Origin of the sequence: Leuconostoc mesenteroides subsp. mesenteroides ATCC 8293 (genome assembly GCF_000014445.1) — a bacterium.
Lineage (GTDB): Bacteria > Bacillota > Bacilli > Lactobacillales > Lactobacillaceae > Leuconostoc > Leuconostoc mesenteroides.
In genome coordinates, this window is sequence record NC_008531.1 from 582,132 (window position 1) to 605,594 (window position 23,463).

The following is a 23,463-nucleotide window of genomic DNA, read 5'->3' on the forward strand; positions in this document are numbered from 1 at the left end:
TGTTTTCTAATTTTTTCATTTGTTAAGCCAGTGCAATGGCTTTTTTCTTTGCAAACAAGTATGTTACAATGGAAATTAGATTATTTTTAAAGGGATTCGATATCATTATGGCAGAAGAAAAAAAATATACATTATCAGATTTTGATTATGATTTACCAGAGGCGTTAATTGCACAAACACCGTTGAAGCAACGTGATGCTTCGAGATTATTAGCATTGAACGCTAAAACTGGTGGCTATGAGGATAAACATTTCTATGACATATTAGATTACTTGAATCCTGGGGATGCTATTGTCATGAATAATTCACGTGTTTTACCAGCACGTTTACATGGCGCACGTCCGGAAACTGGTGGACATGCTGAAGTCTTACTACTTCGTCAAGATCATGGTGATGTATGGGAGACGTTAGTTAAACCAGCGAAAAAATCACCCGTTGGGTCAACCATTGTTTTTGGTGATGATATTGAAAATCCGATTATGACCGCAACAGTTGTTGGTGAATTAGAACATGGTGGTCGATATATTGAATTTCATTATGATGGCATTTTCATGGAGCTACTTAATCAGTTGGGCGAAATGCCATTACCACCTTATATTAAAGAAAAGCTTGACGATCAAGAACGTTATCAAACGGTATATTCAAAGGTTGATGGTTCAGCAGCAGCACCAACAGCAGGGCTACATTGGACACCTGAGTTGTTAGATAGGGTTCGTGCCAAAGGTGTTAAAACGGTCGAATTAACGCTTCATGTAGGTCTTGGAACGTTCCGGCCTGTCGATGAAGAAAATATTGAAGATCATAAAATGCATTCGGAATTTTATCAACTCAGCCAAGAAGCTGCGGATGAATTGAATTCGGTTAGAAAACACGGTGGGCGTATCATTGCTACCGGTACGACGTCAATACGTACCCTTGAAACTATTGGTACTAAGTTTAATGGTGACCTGACCGCTGATTCAGGTTGGACGGATATTTTTATTAAACCAGGATACAACTGGACAGTTGTAGATGCCTTTATAACTAACTTCCATTTGCCTAAATCAACATTGGTCATGTTAGTCGCTGCTTTTACTGGGCGTGATAATATTTTGAATGCTTATAAACATGCGGTTGATGATCAGTATCGTTTCTTCAGTTTTGGAGACGCGATGTTTATTCATAAATAATAAAGACGAACAAAACGAAAAAAAAATACATCTGACTCTCAGACGTATTTTTTATTTGTGTATCTGTTTATCAAAGTAGAATGCTATAAAGAGTAACAACGGGGGTAACATGAGATTTATTTTAGGTTTGTGTGCATTGATATCGGGCATGCTTTTTACCAAAATTGTGAATTCGGAAGCGGGCTCTGTGGAGCCACCTTCAATGTTAGAAAAAGTAGTGCTAACACAAATTGAAAATGGTTCGGTAGGCCAAACGCCGCACTCTGGCTATGTGAATGGCAGTTATCATAAGACGGCTGAACCGGCTAACGGTTATTTAGATGATGGAACTGGAAAGTATTTTTTTAAAGATGGCAAACGTCAAAGTGGTTTACAAACGATTGGATCAAAAACTTATTATTTTGATTCAGTAACAAACCTTGCTGTTAAAAATCAATTGAAGTCAGTTGATAAGCATACGTATTACCTTGCTTCTGATGGGAGCGTTCAATACCGTGTTAATGGTAATTTTCAAACAAAGCTAATTGCTCACCGTGGGGCGTCAAATTTAGCACCTGAGAATTCAATACCAGCGTTTCAATTAGCTAAAGGTAGTTATGGTGCGGAGACAGATATTTGGCTTACAAAAGACAAGCAGTGGGTTGTGAGCCATGATGGTACTATTGATCGTATGACTAACGGTCATGGTGCTATTAAAGACTTAACCTTAGCTCAGATTAAACAATATCATATTGATTCTGGTGTTAATGTTGGAAAATATCAATCACTAACTTTGCCAACCTTAAAAGAGTATTTAACTGAGATGTCTAATAATAATTTACGGCCAATTATTGAAATTAAACAGCCGGCTAGTCAAATGAGCGATGGTGATGTTCAAAATTTAATTGCTGCAGTTAAAAATGCAGGATTGTATAACAACAGTACGATAATTAGCCTGCAGTGTGAAGCCTTAAAACACGTATATGCACTAGACAAAAAGATTTCGCTCGAACTTTTATGGGATTCGGCTAGTGATCCAGTGCAGTTGTCTGAAAAATTAAACGAATTAGGGCCCAAAGCAGGGCTGGATATTAACGGGAAAAAATTAACGAGTCAAACAATTCAAGCGCTCAGACAGCAAGGGCGACGACTAAATGTTTGGACAATATCACCGTCAGAGTTCCCTTATTATATTGGACTAGGTGTTGATGAAATTACGACGGATGCTAACAGTTTTAGTTTAAACTGATTTATTTTAGGGTGAGTGCTATGTGCGTTTTATGCTAAACTAAAAGAAACCATTTGAAAGAGAGTTATTGCGTAAATGTATGAGTATATTAATGGGCTAATCACAAATATCACACCATCGTATATTGTGATTGCATCCCGAAGTGGCGTGGGATATCGCCTGTACAGTGCTAATCCTTATCGTTTTGAGGAGAATGTGGAATCGCATGTCTATGTACAGCAAATTGTTCGTGAAAATGACATCAGCTTATATGGATTTATTGATGCTGATGAGAAAGCCTTGTTTAATAAACTATTAAATGTGTCAGGGATTGGGCCTAAAAGTGCCTTAGCCATTTTGGCAAACGGGGACGCCGAGGGTCTTATTAGTGCAGTTGAAAATGATAATGTGGCTTATTTGACACAATTCCCTGGTGTCGGAAAGAAAACGGCGCAGCAAATTGTTTTGGATTTGAAAGGGAAGTTAGATGAGTTAGCATCTAAAACAGGTATGGTTGATTCTTCAAGCAATCCAGAACAATCGCAAGCCTTGGATGATGCGCTTGAAGCACTATTAGCACTTGGCTACACAGCTAAAGATGTGAAAGCGGTCGCTCAGATTATTGGTCGTAATAGCGATACTACAGATGGATATATTCGCTCAGCTTTAAAGCTGTTGGTTAAATAAAAACATCCGTGAGGATGTTTTTTTGTAGAATAAATTGATAGGCATTTGAAGTAGTCTGCATTTATTTTGAAGGATGTATTTGATATAATAAACATTGTCTGAAATACTGAAAATACCTCTGAATATTTTGCGAGGATTAATCAGATATGACAAAAGTCGCTCACCAGCGATTACTTGAAAATGGCTGATTTAAACTAATTTTCAAGTCAAAATAATGAAAACATCAGGAAGAAGGTTGTCATGGTGATTATTACTGCGGGTATGATCGGTGTTGGTAAAACAACACTCACAAGTTTGATTGCAAAGCATATGAATACGAAAGCATTTTATGAACCGGTAGGCGATAATCCCGTTTTACCGCTTTATTACTCTGATCCAAAGCAATATGGTTTCTTGTTGCAAATATACTTTTTAAATCGTCGTTTCGACATGATTAAGCAAGCGTTGGCGGATGATAATAATGTGCTTGATCGTTCAATTTATGAAGATGCTTTGTTTACAGAAGAAAACCACAAAGATGGTAATATCTCTGACTCTGAGATGGACGTTTATACCAGCCTATTAGATAATATGATGGTTGAACTACAAAAAATGCCTAAAAAAGCTCCTGATTTGATGGTATACGCTGAAACTGATTTTGAAACCATTTTATACCGTATTAAAAAGCGTGGTCGTGATTATGAACAATTTGATAATAATGAAGGTTTAAGAGCCTATTATTATAAAATGTGGTCAGCCTATCGTGATTGGTTCGATGCTTATGATGCATCTCCAAAAATTAAAATCGATTTGCAGACTTATGATCTTGAGCAAGCAGATAACCAAAAGATTATTTTGGAACAAATTGATGATGCACTAAAGGCTATTCGATAAATAAAAAAAGAAGTTCAAATTTGAACTTCTTTTTTATTGAGCCTTTTTCTCAGCATCTAACAAGTCACGGATTTCTGTTAAAATCTCTAATTCAGGATTAGCTTTTGCTTCTTCTTGTTTGTTAGCTTTAAACAAGCGGTTAATAAACTTAACAATCAGGAATACAACGAAAGCAGTAATCAAAAAATTAATTACGTCATTTAAGAAAGCACCATATTTAAATGTTAACGTTTTTGTAATGACAAGCTGCAATTGGTCTAAGTCTGTTGTTCCGCCAGTTGCAAATGCAATGATTGGACCGATTAAGTTAGTTGTTAATGATTTAACTAATCCAGTAAAGGCGCCACCAATAATGACACCAACTGCCAAGTCAAGTACATTTCCTCGCATAATAAAAGCTTTGAATTCCGATAACATTAAGTTTGCTCCTCTATTCTCTTTAAAATTATTCTTGATTAAATTATACAATAAATGCAGATTTTTGCCAAAAAAACGAATACTATGATACTTTAATTTTCGTTTAATTGATTTGAATTTAATTTAGAAGTGCTAAATTACCAATATTAAGAAATGTTAAGGAGCATTATTATGGATTTTATCAAACGGGCTGGGCTCTATTTACGGCAAAAAATAGGGCGTACAGCGTTGATTACACTGGTAATGAGTGCCATTATGATATTTGTATTGGCAGGTATCATCATACAAAGCGCTGCTATTCAAGCAACGAATAGCGCTAAAAATTCGGCAGGTACGACGGTTACTTTAAGTGCAGACCGTGAAAAAGCTTTTGCCTCAATGCGCAAAAGTCAAAGCAGTTCGTCTTCATCAAGTAGCTCATCGTCTAATGCAGCACCGGCTGCCATTACAATGCCAAGTGTAAAAATTAAAACGGCTGAAAAAATTTCTGCTTTGAGTAATGTGGCTGGTTATCAATATAGTAATAGTGCTTCAGTAAATGCTAGTGGCTTTTCAGCGGTTACAACATCCTCATCAAGTGGCGGCGGTGGTCAAGGTGGATTCGGTGGTTCATCAAACAGCGGTGATATAACAATTAGTGGTGTGTCAACAACAGCTGCCGAAACTAACTTCAAATCAAAAAGTTATAAAATCACATCAGGTCGCGGTATTACCGCCGCCGATAAAAATACTAATAATGTTGTGATCGAAAGTGAATTGGCAACAAGCAACAGCTTAAAAGTTGGTAGCACCATTAAGGTTAAAACAACAGACGATGATGCAAAAACTTATACATTAAATGTTGTGGGTATTTACAAAGCAAAGACATCATCATCAAGTCAAGGTGGACCAAATATGAGTGATCCATCAAATACAATCTATACAAGTTATACATTTGCAGGAACAGTTAATGGTGACACAACATCTGTAACAAGTGTTGTTTACACATTAACAGATTCATCTAAAGAAAAGGCATTTACAAAGCAAGCTAAAAAGCTAATTTCAAGCAGTTTCAGTTTGACATCTAGCTCGGAAACTTATGCTTTGTTGATGAAGCCTATGAAGAATGTTCAAAGTTTTGCCAATAAGATTGTTTGGATTGTTGGTATTGCTGGTACGATTATTTTGGCATTAATTACCGTTTTGATGATTCGTGAACGTCGTCATGAGATTGGTGTCTTGATGGCATTAGGAGAAAGTAAATTTAAAATTGTGCTTCAACTTTTCTCAGAATTATTTGCGGTATTAGTATTGTCTCTAGTGATTGCAGGAGTTGCTGGAAACTTTGTAGGAAGTGCGGTAGGGAAGCAACTTGTTTCACAACAAACTACTGCTACGCAATCAACTAGCACCGGCGCTGGGTTTGGTGGCGGTGGTGGACAACAATCAGGTGGCGGCGGTGGATCAGCACCTTCTGGCGCTGGTAGAAGTGGTCAAACTAGTATGACAGCTAGTGGCAGTCAAGTAAGCAACCTAAAAACAAAGATTAGCGCAAAGTCAATGGCTGAACTTGGTGGCTTAGGTTTGGGAATCATTGCGATTGCTGTCGTCGCTGGATCAACACCAATTTTCCGCTTAAAGCCAAAAAAGATTTTGTCAAATGAATAAAGTAAAACTATTGCAAAATTATTCATGCGCCTTAATGGCTAATCAGAAGGAGAATTATTAATGACATTGGCAATAAAAGATTTAACACATCAATATAATGCACAGGAAAAGCCACTATATGAACATATTAATATGTCATTTGAACCGAAAACATTGTATAGTATAGTCGGACAATCTGGTTCTGGTAAAACAACACTGCTTAGTTTTTTAGCAGGTTTAGACACACCATCAGAAGGGACGATTACGCTAGATGGTGAGAACATTAGTAAGTATGGATTAACCAAATACCGGAATCAAAAGGTTGCAATCATTTTCCAATCATATAATCTCTTAAATTATATGACGGCCGCACAAAATGTATCATCAGCGTTGTCGATGACCAAATCAAAGCATACTGGCGACAAGGATTATATTTATGCAACCTTAGAGAAGCTTGGTATTAACCGTACGTTGGCAGATAAAAATGTTCAGCAGTTGTCAGGTGGTCAGCAACAACGAGTGGCCATTGCACGAGCTTTGGCTGTGGATGCTAAAATAGTTATTGCTGATGAGCCAACAGGTAATCTGGATGAGGAAAATACACAAGAAGTTATCAAAATTTTCCAAGAACTGGCACATGAAGTTGGTAAAACAGTTATTTTGGTTACACACGAACCCAATGTGGCTCAAGCAGCCGATGTGCAAATTAGTTTGAAAAATCGTCAGTTCACAATTGTAGAATAACAATCAACAAAGAGCGCTATCATCAAAAGTTAGTGCTTTTTTTATTGACAAATTAATGATGTATCTATATAGTTTAGGGCATATGCAATTATTGGGGAGTCTATAATGATCAATCAAAAAACACGTTATTTCGTAATAACGACACTTTTTATCGCAATTGTATTTTTACAAATTTTTGTTCCTTGGCTTGGGTTATTACCCCTTGGGGCATTTATTGTTGGCGCTTCAGTGACGATTATTCAATTTACCGTTGCCATTGCTAGCATTATTTTAGGTCCAAAATATGGCGCAATTGTTGGCTGCTGGTGGGGATTATTATCATTTGCAAATGCCATCACTCATCCAGGAACGATAGGTTCTTTAATGTTTCAAAATCCTTTGACTGCCATTATTCCACGTGTTTTAGTTGGTTTGATTATTGGCTATCTCTTTAATAAGCTACTACGAAACCAGTCTACAGCGATTCGGACGGTTGGGTTAGGGGTATTAGGTACAACCGCAGCTTTAATCAACACAGTAGGGGTTGTTTTGCTAACCACGTTAGGTTTTACCATTATGCATACTAACTTCACGGGTGTACCAACGCACAATATCTTAGCTTGGCTGATTAGCATTGTATCATTTAATGCCTTGTTTGAAATGATTGTAGGATTTATTCTAGTCAGTATAATTGGTAGTGTATTATTACCAATAGCCGAACGAGCGAATATAATAGGATAGAAAAAGGGTGCCAAATCGGCACCCTTTTCTGATGCGTCCACCCAGACTCGAACTGGGAGCTAAAACTTAGGAGGTTCTTGTTCTATCCCGTTGAACTATAGACGCAGTACTCATAAATTATACCGATATTTGGTGACAAAAACAAATGTTAAATGAATAATGTTGCTCTATGATATGATATAGGCGTGGAATACACAATAGGAGTAAATATAATGAGCAACAATAAGACGAAATATTTGGTGATTACAACCTTCTTTATGGCAATTATCTTATTACAAGTACTGATTCCTTGGCTTGGATATATACCGCTCGGTGCTGTTATTGTGGGCGCACAACCAACAATCATACAGTTTACCGTAGCTATCGCTGCAATTCTTCTAGGCGCACGTCGGGGTGCCTTTATTGGTGGCTTTTGGGGATTGTTAACTTTATGGCAAGCTTGGTCGACACCGGGGTCTATCGGTTCATTAATGTTTCAAAATCCTTTTACGGCGTTTATACCTCGTATTTTGGTAGGTCTAATAATTGGTATGGCGTTTAATAAGTGGTTGCGCAACAAAAATTTTGGTTTCCGTACGCTTGGATTGGGATTCTTGGGCGGACTAGCCGCTTTGATTAATACAGTTGGAGTGGTCTTGCTTACTGTCATCGGTTTTACGGTGATGCGCACGAATTTTACCGGCATACCTAATCATAATTTACTAGGCTGGCTCATAGGCATCGTGTCGTTTAACAGTATTTTTGAAATTATTACTGGAATCATTTTAGTAGCTGCCATTGGTAATGTTTTGGTTCCCATTGCTGAAAGAGCTGGGATAAAAGGGTAGCAGCATAATAAAAAAGACATCAGTTAAGATGTCTTTTTTATTGTAAACCTGATTGGGTTTTGTTACTTGCAATGAGTTGAACATTATTGCTGTCACCGCTAGGTGTAAAGACGATAGAGACTTTTGTACCACTTTGGCTTTGCCAAGTAGCATAAGCATATTTTTGATCTGCGGTTAAGTAAGTAGGGTTACCGTAAGTAGCACGAATTTGATCATAGGTGGCTGAACCAAGGGCAACTTCATTATAAGTTGCTAAAGACCAGTTTCCAAATGTAGTTGTACTTGAAGAAGCGGCACTTGATGAGGAAGAACTATCGCTAACACTAGATGTATTGCTGTTATCTTGTACTGGTGTCTGCGTCGCATCTTGGGTAGCACTGCTTAAGACTTGGGAAACTTCGCTACTAGCAACAGATGGAGCTGCAGCCACGCTTGTGGAAGAACTTATAACTGAAGTGGATTCTTCTGCTGAAGTACTGTTTGATGTATCTGAAGAGGTACTTGCTTTTTTTGCCTTCTTTTTGCTTGAAGATGTCGATGAGCTATGAGAAACTTTGCTTGAAGAAGTTGCTTTTTTGTTGTCAGATTGGTGACCAACAATTACAAATCCCATCACCACTACTGCAACAAAAATAATAATTATTATAATGGCATTGCGAACTTTGTGTGATGGTTTGAATGGATGACGTTGCATGAGGTATCTTGTTCCTTTCATCTATAGACATGCTGTTTATTAATTTTTATCTGTCATCTTAACAGATACTATTCTATTATTAACACGCTGTTTCAATAATACCAGAAAAGAGTTGAAAAGTATGCTAAAATAGAAACATTACGTATCGAGACAAGCAACAAGGAAGACCTCAGTGTTTTAGACCAGTAGGCTCCTGTTATTCATAAATATACGAATAAAAAAAGTGTGTAGACTATGGTGATACCTAAAACATCTAGTTAATCGCACGTTTATAAAGGAAAGATTAATGACAGATTTAAGTATTATTCCCTTTGGCGGAGTCCGCGAAAATGGGAAAAACATGTATGCCGTCACAGTTAATGACGAGATTTTTATATTGGACGCAGGATTAAAGTATCCAGAAACAGACCAGCTTGGTGTAGATGTAGTGGTGCCGGATTTTGAATATTTGATTAAGAATACTGAAAAAATTGCGGGCGTTTTCTTGTCACACGGACACGCGGATGCAATTGGTGCTTTGCCGTATTTTTTGCAGCAAGTCAATGTACCGATTTTTGGATCCGAACTAACAATTGAATTAGCTAAGCTAGCAATAAAAGATCAGCCGGCACTAAAAGATTATAATGATTACCACATTATTAATGAAAAAAGTGAAATTGACTTTGGTAATGTTAAAGTATCCTTCTTTAATACCACACATTCAATTCCAGAATCACTAGGTATTGTAATTGGTACTGAATATGGCCAAGTTGTGTATACTGGCGATTTTAAGTTTGATCAAACAGCAGAAAGTTACTATCGTACTGATATTCCTCGTTTAGTAGAAGTTGGTCAGAGGAAAGTATTGGCTTTATTGGCTGATGCTGCTGGTACAGAGGGTGGAGCTGATTCAGTTAATGAATCAAAGATTGGCGATTATATATTAGAAACGTTCCGTGACAACAAAAAAAAGCGCATTATTGTAGCGGCCGTTGCTTCGAATATTCAAAGAATTCAGCAAATTATTGATGCCACTGCTGCGACAAAACGTAAGCTTGTCTTATCAGGAAATGATATCGAAAATGTTGTACGGACAGCTATCAAATTAAAAAAGTTGCAGTTACCTTTGCCAGAAAGTCAACTATTCGTCAGTTTAAAAAATATGAAGAGTTTAGTTGCCCATGAAACGGTTATTTTAGAAACAGGCCGCATGGGGGAACCAATTAAGCATTTGAACCGCATGGCAAATGGCGAAGACGCTCACATTAAGATTGGCTCAGATGATCTTGTGTTTATTACCACAACACCTTCTACAGCCATGGAAAGTGTTGTAGCAAAAACACGCGATATGATTTTCAAGCAAGGTGCTGATGTGAAGCAGATTAGCACTGATATGCGTTCTAGTGGTCATGCATCACGAAATGATTTACAAATGATGCTTAACATCATGCAACCAGCGTACTTTATGCCTATTCAAGGAGAGTATCGTGTGATGTCAGCAGCTAAAGATGCTGCTGAAGAGGTTAATTTACCTGAAGATCATATTTTGATGGCAATGAAGGGGGATCAATTTAAGTTAATTGACGGCCAATTTGAGTTAAAAGATTCTTTTGCTATTGGTGAAACGTTGATTGATGGATCCGGTATTGGCGATATTGGTAACGTGGTCTTGCGTGATCGTCGTATTTTGTCTGAAGATGGTGTTTTTGTTTCTGTTGTGACAATTGATCGTAAAAAACGTCAAGTTGTATCAAAACCAAAGTTAACATCACGTGGATTTGTTTATGTTAAAGCAAATCGTGATTTAATGAAAGAAGCTTCTGATTTAACCGTTAAACAGATTGAAGATTATTTAACTAACAATAAAAGTTTTGATTGGAATGAGCTAAAAGCCGGTGTTCGCGATGTATTGTCACGTTTCTTATTTGAGCAAACAAGACGCCGACCTATGGTTATGCCTGTAGTTATGGAAGTTAACCAAAATCGCAGACCAAATAACCATAAAACAACGCCGACACAATCTGGTGCTCAAGCAAGCAAAAAACCAGCACAAAAGAAACTGGCAACACCTAATAGCAATAAAAAAAAGGTTCGCCGTCCAGCAAAAAAGAACGTACAAAGTAAAACTACTGAATAATAAAAGTCCCAACTCGATTGAGTTGGGCTTTTGAATATTTGAAAGGAGGGCATGTGTTTTAATGATATACTGCATGATTTGGATATTGTTTGAGCACAATAAATTATGGATGAAAATATAACACCAGAAAATCAAGAATTAATTGATCGAGCCAATATTGAGACAAAACAAAAAAATTGGCATGATGCTGCTGAAACGTTAGCCACACTCTACGAAAAGATGCAAACATTCAAAGTTAATTATCGTCTAGTAACGGCGTTATTTATGGATGAGCAATATCAACTTGCTTCATCTTATGCGGATGACTTTCTATTAGAATATTTAGATGATGAATCTAATTTTCGAATGATTGTAGCGCTTGCAGTTCAAAATCAAAATTTTGTTTATGCACAACAATTGGCTGTACTTTGGGATGATTTAGACGTCGTTGATGAAGTTCTAAAGGAAATTAGACAGGCTGAGGAACGGGCGCAAGAGAATATGAAAGCAACACTTGATACTGTTGCGCGTCAGTTTTATCATATGAGTGATTATGATTTACTAGCACAACGTGATCGCTACGAATCTGCGCGACATTTACCAGTAGCACAGTTTGTTGTTGGTGCTAAATTTCTCCTTGTGGATCCGTACGCATTACCCATTATCCGCGCAACTTTATTAGAAGATCTGCAAAAACTACAGATTGATGGGGTAGTTAAGTACCGCTGGCTTGATGATGAAATTTATACGATACAGCTCAGTGATGTAATGCCATTAACTAGTTCAGCAGTTTTTGAAGCTGCAGCAGCAACACTTGAAAGCAGATTAGGGCAAGAAGACCCCATTGCCTTAGAAATGTTGGCTCATCAAATGCGCATTGAGCTAACATTGCTATACCCACGAGTTGATATCGCAATAACTGATATTGAAAAATGGGTTGATAACAGTATCGCACATTATTATGGTCGCTCTAAACCAGATGAGCCAGAAAATCAACGACAATGGCATGAAAAAATAAATGCGTTGACTGAAAGCTTTTTTGAAAATTAAGTTCAAAACGGTTTACATTTTCTTAATAAGTCGGTATAATAATTTCTGGCTTCAAAAGCCGGAAAAATGCAAGTTATTTGTTGTCTTTTGACGGCTTGCGTTGTAAAATATATTTATAAACATTTTTCATAATATTGAAAAATGAATTTTGGAGGAAACTACATTGGCTAAGGAAACTTACGTTCGCACTAAGCCCCACGTTAACATTGGTACTATTGGACACGTCGATCACGGAAAGACGACTTTGACTGCCGCTATCTCAAAGGTATTGGCTGAAAAGCAAGGTGTTGATGCTACTGATTTTGCTGAAATCGATAACGCGCCTGAAGAAAAAGAACGTGGTATCACAATTAACACTTCTCATATCGAATATGAAACAGAGAAGCGTCACTATGCCCACATTGATGCCCCAGGTCACGCGGATTACGTTAAAAACATGATCACTGGTGCTGCCCAAATGGATGGTGCTATCTTGGTTGTTGCTGCAACTGATGGTCCTATGCCACAAACACGTGAACACATCTTGTTGGCACGTCAAGTTGGTGTTGACTACTTGGTTGTCTTCTTGAACAAGACTGATTTGGTTGATGATGAAGAATTAGTTGAATTGGTTGAAATGGAAGTTCGTGAATTGTTGTCAGAATATGACTTCCCTGGTGACGATATTCCTGTACTTAAGGGTTCAGCTTTGAAGGCTTTGGAAGGTGATCCTGAACAAGTTAAGGTTATCGAAGAATTGATGGATACTGTTGATTCATACATTCCAGAACCAGCACGTGAAACAGACAAGCCATTCTTGATGCCTGTCGAAGATGTCTTCACAATCACTGGTCGTGGTACAGTTGCTTCTGGTCGTGTCGACCGTGGTGTATTGACTACAGGAACTGAAATTGAAATCGTTGGTTTGAAGGACGAAGTTCAAAAGACTACTGTTACAGGTATCGAAATGTTCCGTAAGACTTTGGAAGAAGCTCAAGCGGGTGATAACATTGGTGCATTGTTGCGTGGTGTTGATCGTAGCAACATTGAACGTGGTCAAGTTTTGGCAAAGCCAGGTTCAATTAAGACACACAAGAAGTTCAAGGCTGAAGTTTATGTCTTGACAAAGGAAGAAGGTGGTCGTCATACACCATTCTTCACTAACTACCGTCCACAATTCTACTTCCACACAACTGATGTTACAGGTGTTGTTGAATTGCCAGCCGGTGTTGAAATGGTTATGCCTGGTGACCAAGTGACATTCGAAATCGAATTGATCTCACCAGTTGCCATCGAACAAGGGTTGAAGTTTACTGTTCGTGAAGGTGGCCACACTGTTGGTGCTGGAACAGTTACTGATATCGAAGACTAATAATGTTATTAGTCTTCAAAAAAACACGCGTAAGCGTGTTTTTTTTATTTCTTCTTTTCGTCTTTATCATGACCTAGTGCTGCTTTTCGAGTTTCGTCATTACTTTCACTAGTTGGTAATGAAATGAGATCTTCGAATGAATTTGATACTTTTTCTTCACGATTTACAATTTTAGCCATTAATAGTCTCCATATATAGTTTATTAAAGTTAGTTTTATGCAATATTATACAATGTATTCAGTTTAATACGAATAACAGATGCATATAAATTATAACACTGTATAATAGTAATTAACATTAGAAATGGAGATTAATAATGACTGAGTTATTGAATATAAAAAACTTGAAAAAACAATTTGGTGAAAAAATAATTTTTGATAATGTAAATGTCGCTGTGCAAAAAGGAGAGGTTATCTCTGTTATTGGTCCTTCTGGCGCAGGCAAATCTACTTTTTTGCGCGCCATTAATATGTTAGATGCACCAACTAGTGGTAAGGTGAATTTTGAGGATCAGGATTTAACAAATCTGTCTGAAAAAGAGTTGGATCAGTTACGTGAAAAAATGGGTATGGTGTTTCAAAGCTTTAATTTGTTTCCAAATTTGTCTGTGATTGAGAACATTAAATTAGCACCGGTAAAAGTTAAAAATATTAGCGACAAGGAAGCAACAAAAACTGCTGAAAAGCTACTTGCTCAAGTTGGCCTAGCCGATAAAGGAACTGTTTATCCAGACAGTCTCTCAGGAGGGCAGAAACAACGTGTAGCGATTGCACGTGCTCTGGCAATGTCTCCTGATGTATTGCTCTTTGATGAGCCGACAAGTGCCTTAGATCCAGAAATGGTAGGTGAGGTATTAGGCGTGATGAAGCAGTTGGCAGAAGATGGAATGACCATGATTGTTGTAACGCATGAGATGGGGTTTGCACGTGAAGTAGCGGATACTGTATGGTTTATGGCTGACGGTGGCATACAAGAGATTGCTACACCACAATCATTCTTTGATAAGCCAAAGACAAAGCGGGCACAAGAATTCTTAGAAAAAGTGTTGTAAAACAAAAAGATGAACAAGCAAAAGAAACATGCCGGTGAATTTGCCGCCACACTAATAGAAGATGGAATGGTTGTTGGTCTTGGAACAGGTTCTACGATAGCATACTTTTTAGAGGCATTAGCTAAACGTATTCAAGATGAAAAAATGACTATTATTGGCGTGACCACCTCAACAAAGACTGCCAGATGTGCGGAAGAACTTGGTATTCCGATTCGTGATATTGACTTAGTACCAATGATAGATTTAACAATTGATGGTGCGGATGAGGTTGATCAGCATTTAAATGGCATCAAAGGTGGTGGAGCAGCTTTCTTAATGGAAAAAATTGTGGCGAGATATTCTAGACGTGTGATTTGGATTATTGACGAACAGAAGCTGCATAGTAAACTGGGACAATTTCCTTTGCCAGTAGAAGTAGTAGCATTTGGCAGTGGTAAACTAATAGCTGAACTAAAAGAGCGTCATTTGCACCCCAAATTACGTCTAGACAACCATCAGCAACCGCTAGTAACGGACTTAGGACACTATATTGTTGATCTAGATTTAGAACAAATTGATCAGCCGTTTGAACTAGGGCGTTATTTAGATGGACAGATTGGTATCGTTGAGCATGGGCTATTTCTAAATGTTGCGGATCAAGTTATTATTGGACAGGACGAAGGCTATCGGATCATGAATAATTTACAGAAAGAAATGTAATGTATTAAAAGCGCTTACATTATTTTTTTAATAGCGTTATAATGTAGTTATTAAGAAATAAGAGGGATAGGCGTATGGCATATAATAACATTTTGGTTGCAATTGATGGTTCAGAAGTTTCAAACACATTGATAAAAAAAGTTGTTGCGTTTGCTCCTGATTCACACATTGATATTTTGACAGTAGTGGATACCACAGGTGGTGGTTATTTTGGTTCGATCGCAATGAATGAAGACGTGGTTTACCAAATGGAACAAACTGCAGAAAAGGCTATTAATGAATCTTTTGATTACGCTAAGTCATTGGGGCATAATGATGTCGATATTCATGTACGTTTTGGTTCACCAAAGCGCGTGATTGCACGTGATTTCCCGAAGGACCACCATAATGATTTAATTGTGATTGGTGAAACCGGGCTGAGCCGTTTACAAAGAGCGATGGCAGGTACGGTACCATCCTTCGTAACACAGGTTTCTAAAGTAGATGTTTTGATTATGCGGACGTTTGAAAAATGAAGCTCAAAAAAACAGGTAGCATACACTACCTGTTTTTTTATTGTGCTTCTTTTATAATTTCAATATTTGTAATCTTTACGGGATTAGCCGGCTTTGATTTTTCACCACTTGAAGTTGCGCTAACTTTAGCGTTGGCTATTTTATCTACTACCGCCATGCCATCAATGACTTGACCAAATACAGTGTAATTACCATCCAAACTAGGATAGCCGCCTTTTTTATAAGCATTGACAATTTTTGTCGGGTAAATATTGGGGTTGACGCCACTTGAAACATCTTCTGGGTTTTGGACAATGAAGAACTGACTAGCATTAGTGTCTGTACCTGCATTTGCCATTGAAACAGCGCCACGAATATTGTATAGTGAGGTACTAATTTCATTTTTAAATCCGTTACCACTATCGATATTCTTGTCTTTACCTTTCCAAATTGATTGCCCACCACTACCTGTACCTGTTGGATCACCACCTTGAATCATAAAATTATTAATAACACGATGAAATGATGTGTTGTTATAGTAACCATTTTTGGCGTGAGTAATGAAATTTTCAACAGCTAGTGGTGTGTATTTATTGAAGAGTTTTATGGTGATGTCACCATAAGTTGTCTTCATGATGAGTTTACTCTCGTTTTTAGCAATTTTAGTTGTTAGTTGAGGGAGGGCAACTTTATCTAGTTGAGGATCTTTTTTTGTACTAGCTGTTTTTTGCTGTGTCATCAGTAAAATGCCAACAATGCTAATGATTAATATGATTCCCATAATAATATGCGGCAAAAATTTTTTCATCATTAAATCCTTTCAATAACATCCGTTTGGACGAACCTTGTAATATAACTGGCTTGTGAATAGTCGGCCTCAAGTAGATTATTTTTATATTCATGCCATGCTTCAGGTACTTGCTCAAATTTAACAATGAGTAAACCCCCGTGGGTTAGCCGCGGTAAGACGTATGAAATTTGTTGTAGGTAATTAGCTGGTCGATCGTTAACATTTTTAGCGTCATCAGAATAATCGAAAATGGCGACACTAATTTGGTTTTGTGAACCAAGTTCATTGATGAATTGGTCATCCAATGTTTTCCCCAGCAAGGTTACACGATCTGACAAGCCACTCATGAAAAGTGAAGCAGCGGCAGCATTGGCATTGTCCTTGGTTGTCGCATAGCTAAGCACTTTTCCAGCATTCCCAACTCTCGTAGCTAAAAATCTGGTATTGATACCATTTGCCGTCGTGCCATCGAGAACTATATCGTTAATTTTGACTGTTTGTTCAATTAATTGATGTGTGAAAGTATTACTTGTGAGAATCATGAAGAACTCCTGTAGGTGATTTAAGATCAAAAATAAAATACTTCGAAATAAAAAGTAACACGTAACCAAGTGATAAACCAGCAAGAATATCACTTGGATAATGCACGTTAACATACACTCTGCTGATTGGAATAATGATAATTAAACTAGTTAGAACAATTACACTGGCAGTTTTGAATAAACTTGGCTTTAGGTGATAATTGATCAAAATAATTAATGAACCATATAATAAAATTGCGGCCATAGAATGACCAGAGGGAAAGCTGTAGCCACTCTCTTGAATAAGTTGTGGTTGTGGCCTGACACGAGTAATCATGTGTTTGAGCACTTGTGTAATGATTCCAGCTGAGAATATGATATTAACGGACAAAAATAAAAGTTCGCGATAACAATGTTTATAGGCCAGAAAAATACTAACAATTACTGATACTACAATAATTGCAGTCATATTGCCAGCCTGTGTAATATAAGTAAAAAATAAAGTAGTAAAGGTACCACGATGTTGGATCAACTGTTGGAAAAATATATCAAATTGGCGAAACCAGTTGGGACTCATCAGAACGCCAAACGTCATTATACCAAAGAGTATAGTCGCCAATACTGTACTTAATCTTTGTTTCTTTTGTTGAATAGTCATGCATTCAATTATACCTGATTATAGTAATTTGTGTTATAATAATAGCATTATTGTTCAACACTATTACGTATGGCGGGGTATCAGAGAGTAAGTGGCGCTGGAAACTTACCAAACAAAGTTCGGAACTCAGTTGATTAAATTGCTAGTGAAACTAAGTAGCTGGCAACGTTTTGTCGCGTTAAGATAAATAAGACGTAGCAATACGTGAACATGGGTGGTACCGCGAAAATTAAGTTTCGCCCCGTGTCATGCCTTTTTGGTGTGATATGGGGCTTTTTTGTTTCAACGGAGCGTCCATGCATCACTAAAGAGAATAAATAAATGATAAAAGGAAAAATTTATGGCATACGATCACAAATCTATTGAAGCCAAGTGGCAAAAATATTGGGATGAACACGAGACGTTTAGGGCTCCTGATAAATCAGAAAAAGAAAAGTACTACGTTATGGATATGTTCCCCTATCCTTCTGGACAAGGATTACATGTTGGGCATCCCGAGGGGTATACAGCGACTGATATTATGAGTCGTTATAAGCGTGCTAAAGGTTTCAATGTTTTGCATCCAATGGGATGGGACGCATTTGGATTACCTGCGGAACAATACGCAATTAAAACAGGTAATAATCCAGCAGGCTTCACCAACAAAAATGTCCAAGTGTTTAAAAATCAAATTAAGTCACTTGGCTTTTCAATTGATTGGTCGCGTGAAATCAATACAACTGATCCTGAATATTATAAGTGGTCACAATGGATTTTTGAAAAGTTATACGAAAAAGGCTTAGCCTACGAAGATGAAATCATGGTTAACTGGGCTCCAGATTTTCCAGGTGGGGGTATTGTTGTTGCCAACGAAGAAGTCATTGATGGTAAGACAGAACGTGGTGGTTATCCAGTTTACCGCAAGCCAATGAAACAATGGGTTTTGCGCATTACAGCTTATGCCGATCGTTTACTTGAAGATTTGGAAGATTTAGATTGGCCAGAAGCTATTAAGGAACAACAACGTCACTGGATTGGGAAGTCAATTGGTGCTTCTGTATTCTTCAATATTGCAGATTCAGACAAACAAATTGAAGTTTATACCACACGACCAGATACGTTGTTTGGTGCCCAGTATATGGTTCTATCACCAGAACATGAACTGGTAGATGAAATCACTACGCTAGAGCAAAAAGAAGCCATTGCCAACTATAAAAAAGAGGTAGAAACTAAATCTGATTTGGAACGAACAGATTTGAACAAAGATAAGACCGGAGCCTTTACAGGTGCTTATGCTACTAATCCAATCAATGGTGAGAAGTTACCTATTTGGATTGCTGACTATGTTTTGTCTTCTTACGGTACTGGTGCTATCATGGCTGTTCCAGCACACGATGATCGTGATTGGGAATTTGCTAAAAAGTTCAATTTACCAATTAAAGCTGTTATTGAAGGTGGCAATGTTGAAGAAGCTGCTTACACTGACGATGGTACGCATATTAATTCTGGCTTCTTAGATGGGTTAAATAAGCAAGAAGCCATCGATAAAGCTATTAGTTGGTTGGAAGAACATAATGCTGGTCATCAACAAATTAACTATCGCTTGCGTGATTGGATCTTTTCACGTCAACGTTATTGGGGTGAACCTATTCCAGTTATTCATTGGGAAGATGGTACACAAACCCTCGTTCCTGAATCAGAATTGCCATTGCGTCTACCAGAAATGACACAAGAACAATTAAAACCTTCTGGAACGGGAGAATCACCATTAGCTAATGCTACTGATTGGCTAAATGTTACTCGTAAAGATGGTGTTAAGGGGCGTCGTGAGACCAATACTATGCCGCAGTGGGCTGGTTCATCATGGTATTTCCTACGTTATGTTGATCCGCATAATTCAGAGGCATTGGCTGATCCTGAAAAGTTAAAGTACTGGATGAATGTTGATTTGTACGTAGGTGGTGCAGAACACGCTGTTTTGCATTTATTGTATGCACGTTTTTGGCACAAGTTCTTATATGACTTAGGTGTTGTACCAACTAAAGAGCCATTCCAAAAATTAGTTAACCAAGGCATGATCTTAGGTGAAAACCACGAGAAAATGTCTAAATCTAAGGGGAATGTTGTTAATCCTGATGAAATTGTTAACAATTATGGCGCAGATACATTACGTGTATATGAAATGTTCATGGGGCCATTGACACAAAGCAAGCCTTGGTCTGAAGATGGCGTTTCCGGATCGCGTCGTTGGTTGGATCGTGTATGGCGTCTGCTAGTTGATGAGGAAGATAAGTTACGTGACCATGTAACAACGGTCAACAAAGGGGACTTAGATAAAATCTATCATCAAACAGTTAAAAAAGTTTCGGAAGATTTGGAGAATATGCGATTTAACACAGCTATTTCTCAATTAATGGTTTTTGTTAATGAAGCATATAAATCAGAAGCTTTACCTGTCCAGTATATGGATGGTTTTGTTCAAATGTTGGCGCCGATTGCACCACACTTAGCTGAAGAACTATGGTCAAAACTTGGACATGAAGAGGATATTAGTTACGTTTCATGGCCAACTTATGATGAAAGTCAGCTTGTTGAAGATAGTGTGGAAATTATTTTCCAAGTGAATGGTAAAGTGCGTGGTAAAGCCACTGTTGCTCGTAACATTGATAAAGATGCTATGCTCGACTATGCTAAGGCTGATGAAAATGTCCAGAACTTTATTTCTGGTAAGGAAATTCGCAAAATAATTGCTATTCCTGGTAAGTTTGTTAATATTGTGGTAGGTTAAGATATCGAATTAACAAATTTATACTTTATTGCTAGTTGAAGAAAAGCAATAATCCCGCTTTTGCGGGGTACATAATTAAAAATGAGGTCTCAAACATGACGAATGATCAACGTCCAGAAAAATTCAACGGTAATAGTCGCGTTGATAAAACAGATGTTGACGGTAAAACGTTAACGGCTGATGAAATTCTAGCATTGGCAGGACGGCACTTACAAGAAAAACGTAATCTGGGACCAAAAACGACACGGAAGTCACGTAGCCATGCTACTATGCCTCAGCCAACAGAACAAGAAATTTTGGCTATTAAAGAGAAAAATATTCGTGCACGGCAAAAAATTATAAAAAAGAAACCTAATTTGCAGGTTCCAGAACAACTATCTACTGCTGATAGCTCTCTAGAGAAACAACCAACGACAAAAGAAAGCAATCAAGCAACATTAATTAAAGGTTCAGCGTGGTTGTCCGTTGGAAACATGGTTTCACGCGTATTAGGCGTTGTATACTTAATTCCGTGGATGGCCATGCTTGGTAGCTACGGTACAAGAGCGAACGGCTTATTTAACCAAGGATATACCATCTATGCAATCTTTTTAGCGATAGCCACATTTGGTATTCCTGCAGCCATTTCAAAAGTAGTCGCGGAATTGGCAGCTAAAAACGATGTCTACAGATCAAGGCAGTTAACAAGGCAATCTATGGCCTTGGGTATTGTACTAGGCATAGTGTTTGGTTTGATTTTGTACTTTGCTGCTCCCGCTTTATCCAATAATAATGCTGATGTTATTCCAGTACTTCATTCCTTAGCACCGGCGGTAGCTATTTTTCCTTTAATGTCAATGATCCGTGGCTTATTTCAAGGGCATCAATTAATGAGTATATCAGCCATGTCACAGGTTGTAGAACAAATTGCTCGGGTTATTTACATGCTAGTAATGGCAGTTATTGTGTTAAAAGCTGACCCAGATAATTGGACTGGTGTAGTTGTGCAATCAACTTTTGCAGCATTTATTGGTGCCATTTTTAGTATGTTGGTATTAATGTGGGGATGGGTGAAGTATCGTCATATATTGTCCCGACCAGTGCTTCACTCTGTAAAACACGAAAAGGCTAGAACACTCAGTTTAGTGCTAAATATTTTGAAAGAATCATGGCCATTTATCATTATTGGCTCTGCTATAACACTGTTTCAAGCTGTCGATCAGTATTCATTCTTTAGCATAATGAATCACTTTTTTTCCGTTTCTAAATCGGATTTGTTGGAAAAATTTTCACTCTTTAGTGCAAATCCCAATAAGCTCATAATGATTATTGTGCCATTTTCAACTAGTATAGCGGCGACAGCGTTACCAATGTTATCAGGTAGTAAAGCTGCGTTAACTTATGAAACGATTCAAGATCAATTAAAGCAGGTATTGAAGTTGTTCTCTTTGATTATGTTGCCTAGTGTTTTGGGAATGTATGCAATTGCAGAACCTTTGTATAAAATGTTCTATCCAATTGAGGCCTCAAACCAAGAAGGTATTTACATGCTACAATACTCAACAATCTTGGCATTGGTATTTAGTTTGTTCATGTTGCTTGCATTTGTATTACAAGCTCTTTCAGAAGTTAAAATTGTTATGAAAGCATTCTTTGTTGGCATTATCATTAAAATCGTTTTGCAGATTCCATTGATACGCTATTTTGAAGGTATGGGTGCTTTGATGACGAGCGTGATTGGCATGTTCATTTCAATTCTCTATATGTTGGACTTTTTGCAAAAGGTTTATGGTGTTTCATTTAGTATGATTGGTAAAGAACTATGGCAAATGTTTATGGCTTCAGCCCTAATGGCTATTGTTGCCTATATTATCGTCTTTGCTATGGACAACTTTATTTTCCCAATGGATACAAAGTTCTCGGTTACTGTGACAACTTTTAGTGCGGTCTTGATTGGTGGCGCTTTGTTAATCATAACGTATTTGCGAATGGGCTTGGGAGATGAGTTATTAGGCCGAAGAATGCGTTATATTCCTAAAATACTGCAACCAAAACGATGATTTTTCATCGTTTTTTTTTATGATAAATAACACCTATAAAGACAATAAAAAATTCTTAAGATAGTACTTTTTGAGGATTATATAGGGTATGCTAAAATTAGGTTTTAAATTAAGCTTTTAGCGGAGGCAAAACAATGACAGATTCTCAAACTGTGTTGCAGCCAGAATTAATCAATCGGCTCGATAGTAAAATTATGTACCTCGGACAATTACAGTCTGCTGTAATGAACCAACAGGTGCCCCAAGTATATGAATTACTTGACTCCAAAAAATTTAACGAGCAAATTCGCCAACGTCCTCATGCAGATTCTAATGCCTTACTCGCCCAAATGGTTACTGACATTCATGATAATCTGGCAATTTTCTTAGCACCTGAATTATTGAAATATTTAAAACAACAGTTTAGTTTTTTTGATTTTGTGGCAACCAGCGATGAACCATCAATTTATCAAGTGTATATTGGCACTTGGTGGGATCACCGCCAATTTGCAATCTTAGACGTGTTGTCGCTCACGTTAACAATTAATAAAAAAATAGTCAGTGAATGGCAAGAAACAATTAAATTGCCAACTGGTGCAAATATCAATGATATTCAAATTCGTGAAATAAAACAAATTACGAATGGCTTACAAACTTTTTTGGACGATGAAACTAAACGGAATTTAGAAGTGCAAGTTTTAAATGATCAGTTAGCTCAACTAAAAGAAAATAAATCTGGACTGCTAGGGCGTACTGATAAAAAGGCCCGGGAAGAATTAGAAAATAAACGTGATTTGTTGTTGGCCTCGCAGCAAAGAGTTCCTGAAGTAAAAGCTAAGTTAGCTGAACACGAATCCGAAATGCTTCAATTGGAAAAAGATGACGCTTTACGTCACCTAGAAATCGAAGAAATATTGTCACATTTTGATGACATTGACGCTTTCATTCAAAAAGTAGATCACCTTTATGTTGACTACTTGAAAACACTATTGCAGAAGAAATGAT

The 23,463-nt window shown here is 37.5% G+C and carries 23 protein-coding genes and 1 tRNA gene; 17 read left to right on the forward strand and 7 right to left on the reverse strand.

The window, feature by feature from the left end:
• Nucleotides 1–107: 107 nt before the first annotated feature.
• From queA to LEUM_RS03015, 4 genes are all read left to right on the forward strand, one after another.
• Complete coding sequence (gene queA / locus LEUM_RS03000) at nucleotides 108–1,169, forward strand: tRNA preQ1(34) S-adenosylmethionine ribosyltransferase-isomerase QueA (RefSeq protein WP_041775262.1); 1,062 nt, start codon at nucleotides 108–110, stop codon at nucleotides 1,167–1,169.
• 109 nt (nucleotides 1,170–1,278) lie between these two features.
• The gene (locus LEUM_RS03005; RefSeq protein WP_242824526.1) at nucleotides 1,279–2,397 is read left to right on the forward strand and encodes a glycerophosphodiester phosphodiesterase; all 1,119 of its coding nucleotides are present in this window, start codon (nucleotides 1,279–1,281) and stop codon (nucleotides 2,395–2,397) included.
• A gap of 75 nt (nucleotides 2,398–2,472) precedes the next feature.
• Nucleotides 2,473–3,063 carry a Holliday junction branch migration protein RuvA gene (ruvA, locus tag LEUM_RS03010; RefSeq protein ID WP_011679431.1) on the forward strand — a complete coding sequence of 197 codons (591 nt, stop codon included), beginning with the start codon at nucleotides 2,473–2,475 and terminating at the stop codon, nucleotides 3,061–3,063.
• A 240-nt stretch (nucleotides 3,064–3,303) separates the two neighbouring features.
• Complete coding sequence (locus tag LEUM_RS03015) at nucleotides 3,304–3,936, forward strand: deoxynucleoside kinase (RefSeq protein ID WP_004164424.1); 633 nt, start codon at nucleotides 3,304–3,306, stop codon at nucleotides 3,934–3,936.
• A 33-nt stretch (nucleotides 3,937–3,969) separates the two neighbouring features.
• Here the strand turns inward: LEUM_RS03015 and mscL are convergent, their stop codons facing one another.
• Nucleotides 3,970–4,353: a large-conductance mechanosensitive channel protein MscL gene (mscL, locus tag LEUM_RS03020; RefSeq protein WP_011679432.1), complete on the reverse strand. Its 384-nt coding sequence runs from the start codon at nucleotides 4,351–4,353 to the stop codon at nucleotides 3,970–3,972.
• Nucleotides 4,354–4,524: 171 nt separating this feature from the next.
• Between mscL and LEUM_RS03025 the strand changes: the two genes are divergently transcribed.
• From LEUM_RS03025 to LEUM_RS03035, 3 genes are all read left to right on the forward strand, one after another.
• Nucleotides 4,525–6,000, forward strand: a complete 1,476-nt coding sequence (locus LEUM_RS03025; RefSeq protein ID WP_011679433.1) for an ABC transporter permease — start codon at nucleotides 4,525–4,527, stop codon at nucleotides 5,998–6,000.
• Between the two features lie 60 nt (nucleotides 6,001–6,060).
• On the forward strand, nucleotides 6,061–6,723 hold the full coding sequence (locus LEUM_RS03030) for an ABC transporter ATP-binding protein (protein ID WP_011679434.1): 663 nt from the start codon (nucleotides 6,061–6,063) through the stop codon (nucleotides 6,721–6,723).
• Nucleotides 6,724–6,828: 105 nt separating this feature from the next.
• The gene (locus LEUM_RS03035; protein ID WP_011679435.1) at nucleotides 6,829–7,443 is read left to right on the forward strand and encodes an ECF transporter S component; all 615 of its coding nucleotides are present in this window, start codon (nucleotides 6,829–6,831) and stop codon (nucleotides 7,441–7,443) included.
• 32 nt (nucleotides 7,444–7,475) lie between these two features.
• Here LEUM_RS03035 and LEUM_RS03040 read toward each other — a convergent pair.
• A tRNA-Arg gene (locus tag LEUM_RS03040) sits at nucleotides 7,476–7,548 on the reverse strand.
• A gap of 107 nt (nucleotides 7,549–7,655) precedes the next feature.
• Here LEUM_RS03040 and LEUM_RS03045 point away from each other — a divergent pair.
• Nucleotides 7,656–8,270 carry an ECF transporter S component gene (locus LEUM_RS03045; protein WP_004164419.1) on the forward strand — a complete coding sequence of 205 codons (615 nt, stop codon included), beginning with the start codon at nucleotides 7,656–7,658 and terminating at the stop codon, nucleotides 8,268–8,270.
• A 37-nt stretch (nucleotides 8,271–8,307) separates the two neighbouring features.
• On the opposite strand, the gene LEUM_RS03050 is transcribed toward LEUM_RS03045, so the two are convergent.
• Complete coding sequence (locus LEUM_RS03050) at nucleotides 8,308–8,964, reverse strand: hypothetical protein (RefSeq protein WP_011679436.1); 657 nt, start codon at nucleotides 8,962–8,964, stop codon at nucleotides 8,308–8,310.
• Nucleotides 8,965–9,250: 286 nt separating this feature from the next.
• On the opposite strand from LEUM_RS03050, the gene LEUM_RS03055 reads away from it, so the two are divergent.
• The 3 genes from LEUM_RS03055 to tuf all read left to right on the forward strand — a co-directional run bounded on the left by LEUM_RS03055 (nucleotide 9,251) and on the right by tuf (nucleotide 13,460).
• Entirely contained in the window at nucleotides 9,251–11,080 is a 1,830-nt protein-coding gene (locus tag LEUM_RS03055; protein ID WP_011679437.1) for a ribonuclease J, read from the forward strand.
• A 105-nt stretch (nucleotides 11,081–11,185) separates the two neighbouring features.
• On the forward strand, nucleotides 11,186–12,109 hold the full coding sequence (locus LEUM_RS03060) for a hypothetical protein (RefSeq protein ID WP_011679438.1): 924 nt from the start codon (nucleotides 11,186–11,188) through the stop codon (nucleotides 12,107–12,109).
• A gap of 163 nt (nucleotides 12,110–12,272) precedes the next feature.
• Nucleotides 12,273–13,460: an elongation factor Tu gene (gene tuf / locus LEUM_RS03065; protein ID WP_011679439.1), complete on the forward strand. Its 1,188-nt coding sequence runs from the start codon at nucleotides 12,273–12,275 to the stop codon at nucleotides 13,458–13,460.
• A gap of 44 nt (nucleotides 13,461–13,504) precedes the next feature.
• On the opposite strand, the gene LEUM_RS10905 is transcribed toward tuf, so the two are convergent.
• Nucleotides 13,505–13,639 (reverse strand): hypothetical protein, encoded by a 135-nt coding sequence (locus LEUM_RS10905; protein ID WP_010692185.1) that lies wholly within the window; start codon nucleotides 13,637–13,639, stop codon nucleotides 13,505–13,507.
• 137 nt (nucleotides 13,640–13,776) lie between these two features.
• On the opposite strand from LEUM_RS10905, the gene LEUM_RS03070 reads away from it, so the two are divergent.
• The 3 genes from LEUM_RS03070 (at nucleotide 13,777) to LEUM_RS03080 (ending at nucleotide 15,725) form a co-directional block, all read left to right on the forward strand.
• Nucleotides 13,777–14,511, forward strand: coding sequence for an amino acid ABC transporter ATP-binding protein (locus LEUM_RS03070; protein WP_011679440.1), 735 nt, complete (start codon nucleotides 13,777–13,779; stop codon nucleotides 14,509–14,511).
• Between the two features lie 9 nt (nucleotides 14,512–14,520).
• On the forward strand, nucleotides 14,521–15,210 hold the full coding sequence (gene rpiA, locus LEUM_RS03075; RefSeq protein WP_011679441.1) for a ribose-5-phosphate isomerase RpiA: 690 nt from the start codon (nucleotides 14,521–14,523) through the stop codon (nucleotides 15,208–15,210).
• A gap of 74 nt (nucleotides 15,211–15,284) precedes the next feature.
• Nucleotides 15,285–15,725, forward strand: a complete 441-nt coding sequence (locus LEUM_RS03080; protein WP_011679442.1) for a universal stress protein — start codon at nucleotides 15,285–15,287, stop codon at nucleotides 15,723–15,725.
• Between the two features lie 37 nt (nucleotides 15,726–15,762).
• Here the strand turns inward: LEUM_RS03080 and LEUM_RS03085 are convergent, their stop codons facing one another.
• The 3 genes from LEUM_RS03085 to LEUM_RS03095 are packed head-to-tail and all read right to left on the reverse strand — an operon-like array spanning nucleotide 15,763 to nucleotide 17,673.
• Nucleotides 15,763–16,512: a peptidylprolyl isomerase gene (locus LEUM_RS03085; protein WP_041775263.1), complete on the reverse strand. Its 750-nt coding sequence runs from the start codon at nucleotides 16,510–16,512 to the stop codon at nucleotides 15,763–15,765.
• A 2-nt stretch (nucleotides 16,513–16,514) separates the two neighbouring features.
• Nucleotides 16,515–17,036, reverse strand: coding sequence for a hypothetical protein (locus LEUM_RS03090; RefSeq protein ID WP_011679444.1), 522 nt, complete (start codon nucleotides 17,034–17,036; stop codon nucleotides 16,515–16,517).
• On the reverse strand, nucleotides 17,020–17,673 hold the full coding sequence (locus LEUM_RS03095) for a phosphatase PAP2 family protein (RefSeq protein ID WP_010290697.1): 654 nt from the start codon (nucleotides 17,671–17,673) through the stop codon (nucleotides 17,020–17,022). Before LEUM_RS03095 ends, LEUM_RS03090 begins: the two co-directional genes overlap by 17 nt.
• A 340-nt stretch (nucleotides 17,674–18,013) precedes the next feature.
• Between LEUM_RS03095 and leuS the strand changes: the two genes are divergently transcribed.
• From leuS to LEUM_RS03110, 3 genes are all read left to right on the forward strand, one after another.
• Nucleotides 18,014–20,440: a leucine--tRNA ligase gene (gene leuS / locus LEUM_RS03100; RefSeq protein ID WP_011679445.1), complete on the forward strand. Its 2,427-nt coding sequence runs from the start codon at nucleotides 18,014–18,016 to the stop codon at nucleotides 20,438–20,440.
• A 95-nt stretch (nucleotides 20,441–20,535) separates the two neighbouring features.
• The gene (locus LEUM_RS03105) at nucleotides 20,536–22,479 is read left to right on the forward strand and encodes a putative polysaccharide biosynthesis protein (protein WP_011679446.1); all 1,944 of its coding nucleotides are present in this window, start codon (nucleotides 20,536–20,538) and stop codon (nucleotides 22,477–22,479) included.
• Between the two features lie 134 nt (nucleotides 22,480–22,613).
• Nucleotides 22,614–23,462, forward strand: coding sequence for a hypothetical protein (locus LEUM_RS03110; RefSeq protein ID WP_011679447.1), 849 nt, complete (start codon nucleotides 22,614–22,616; stop codon nucleotides 23,460–23,462).
• Nucleotide 23,463 lies beyond the last annotated feature (1 nt).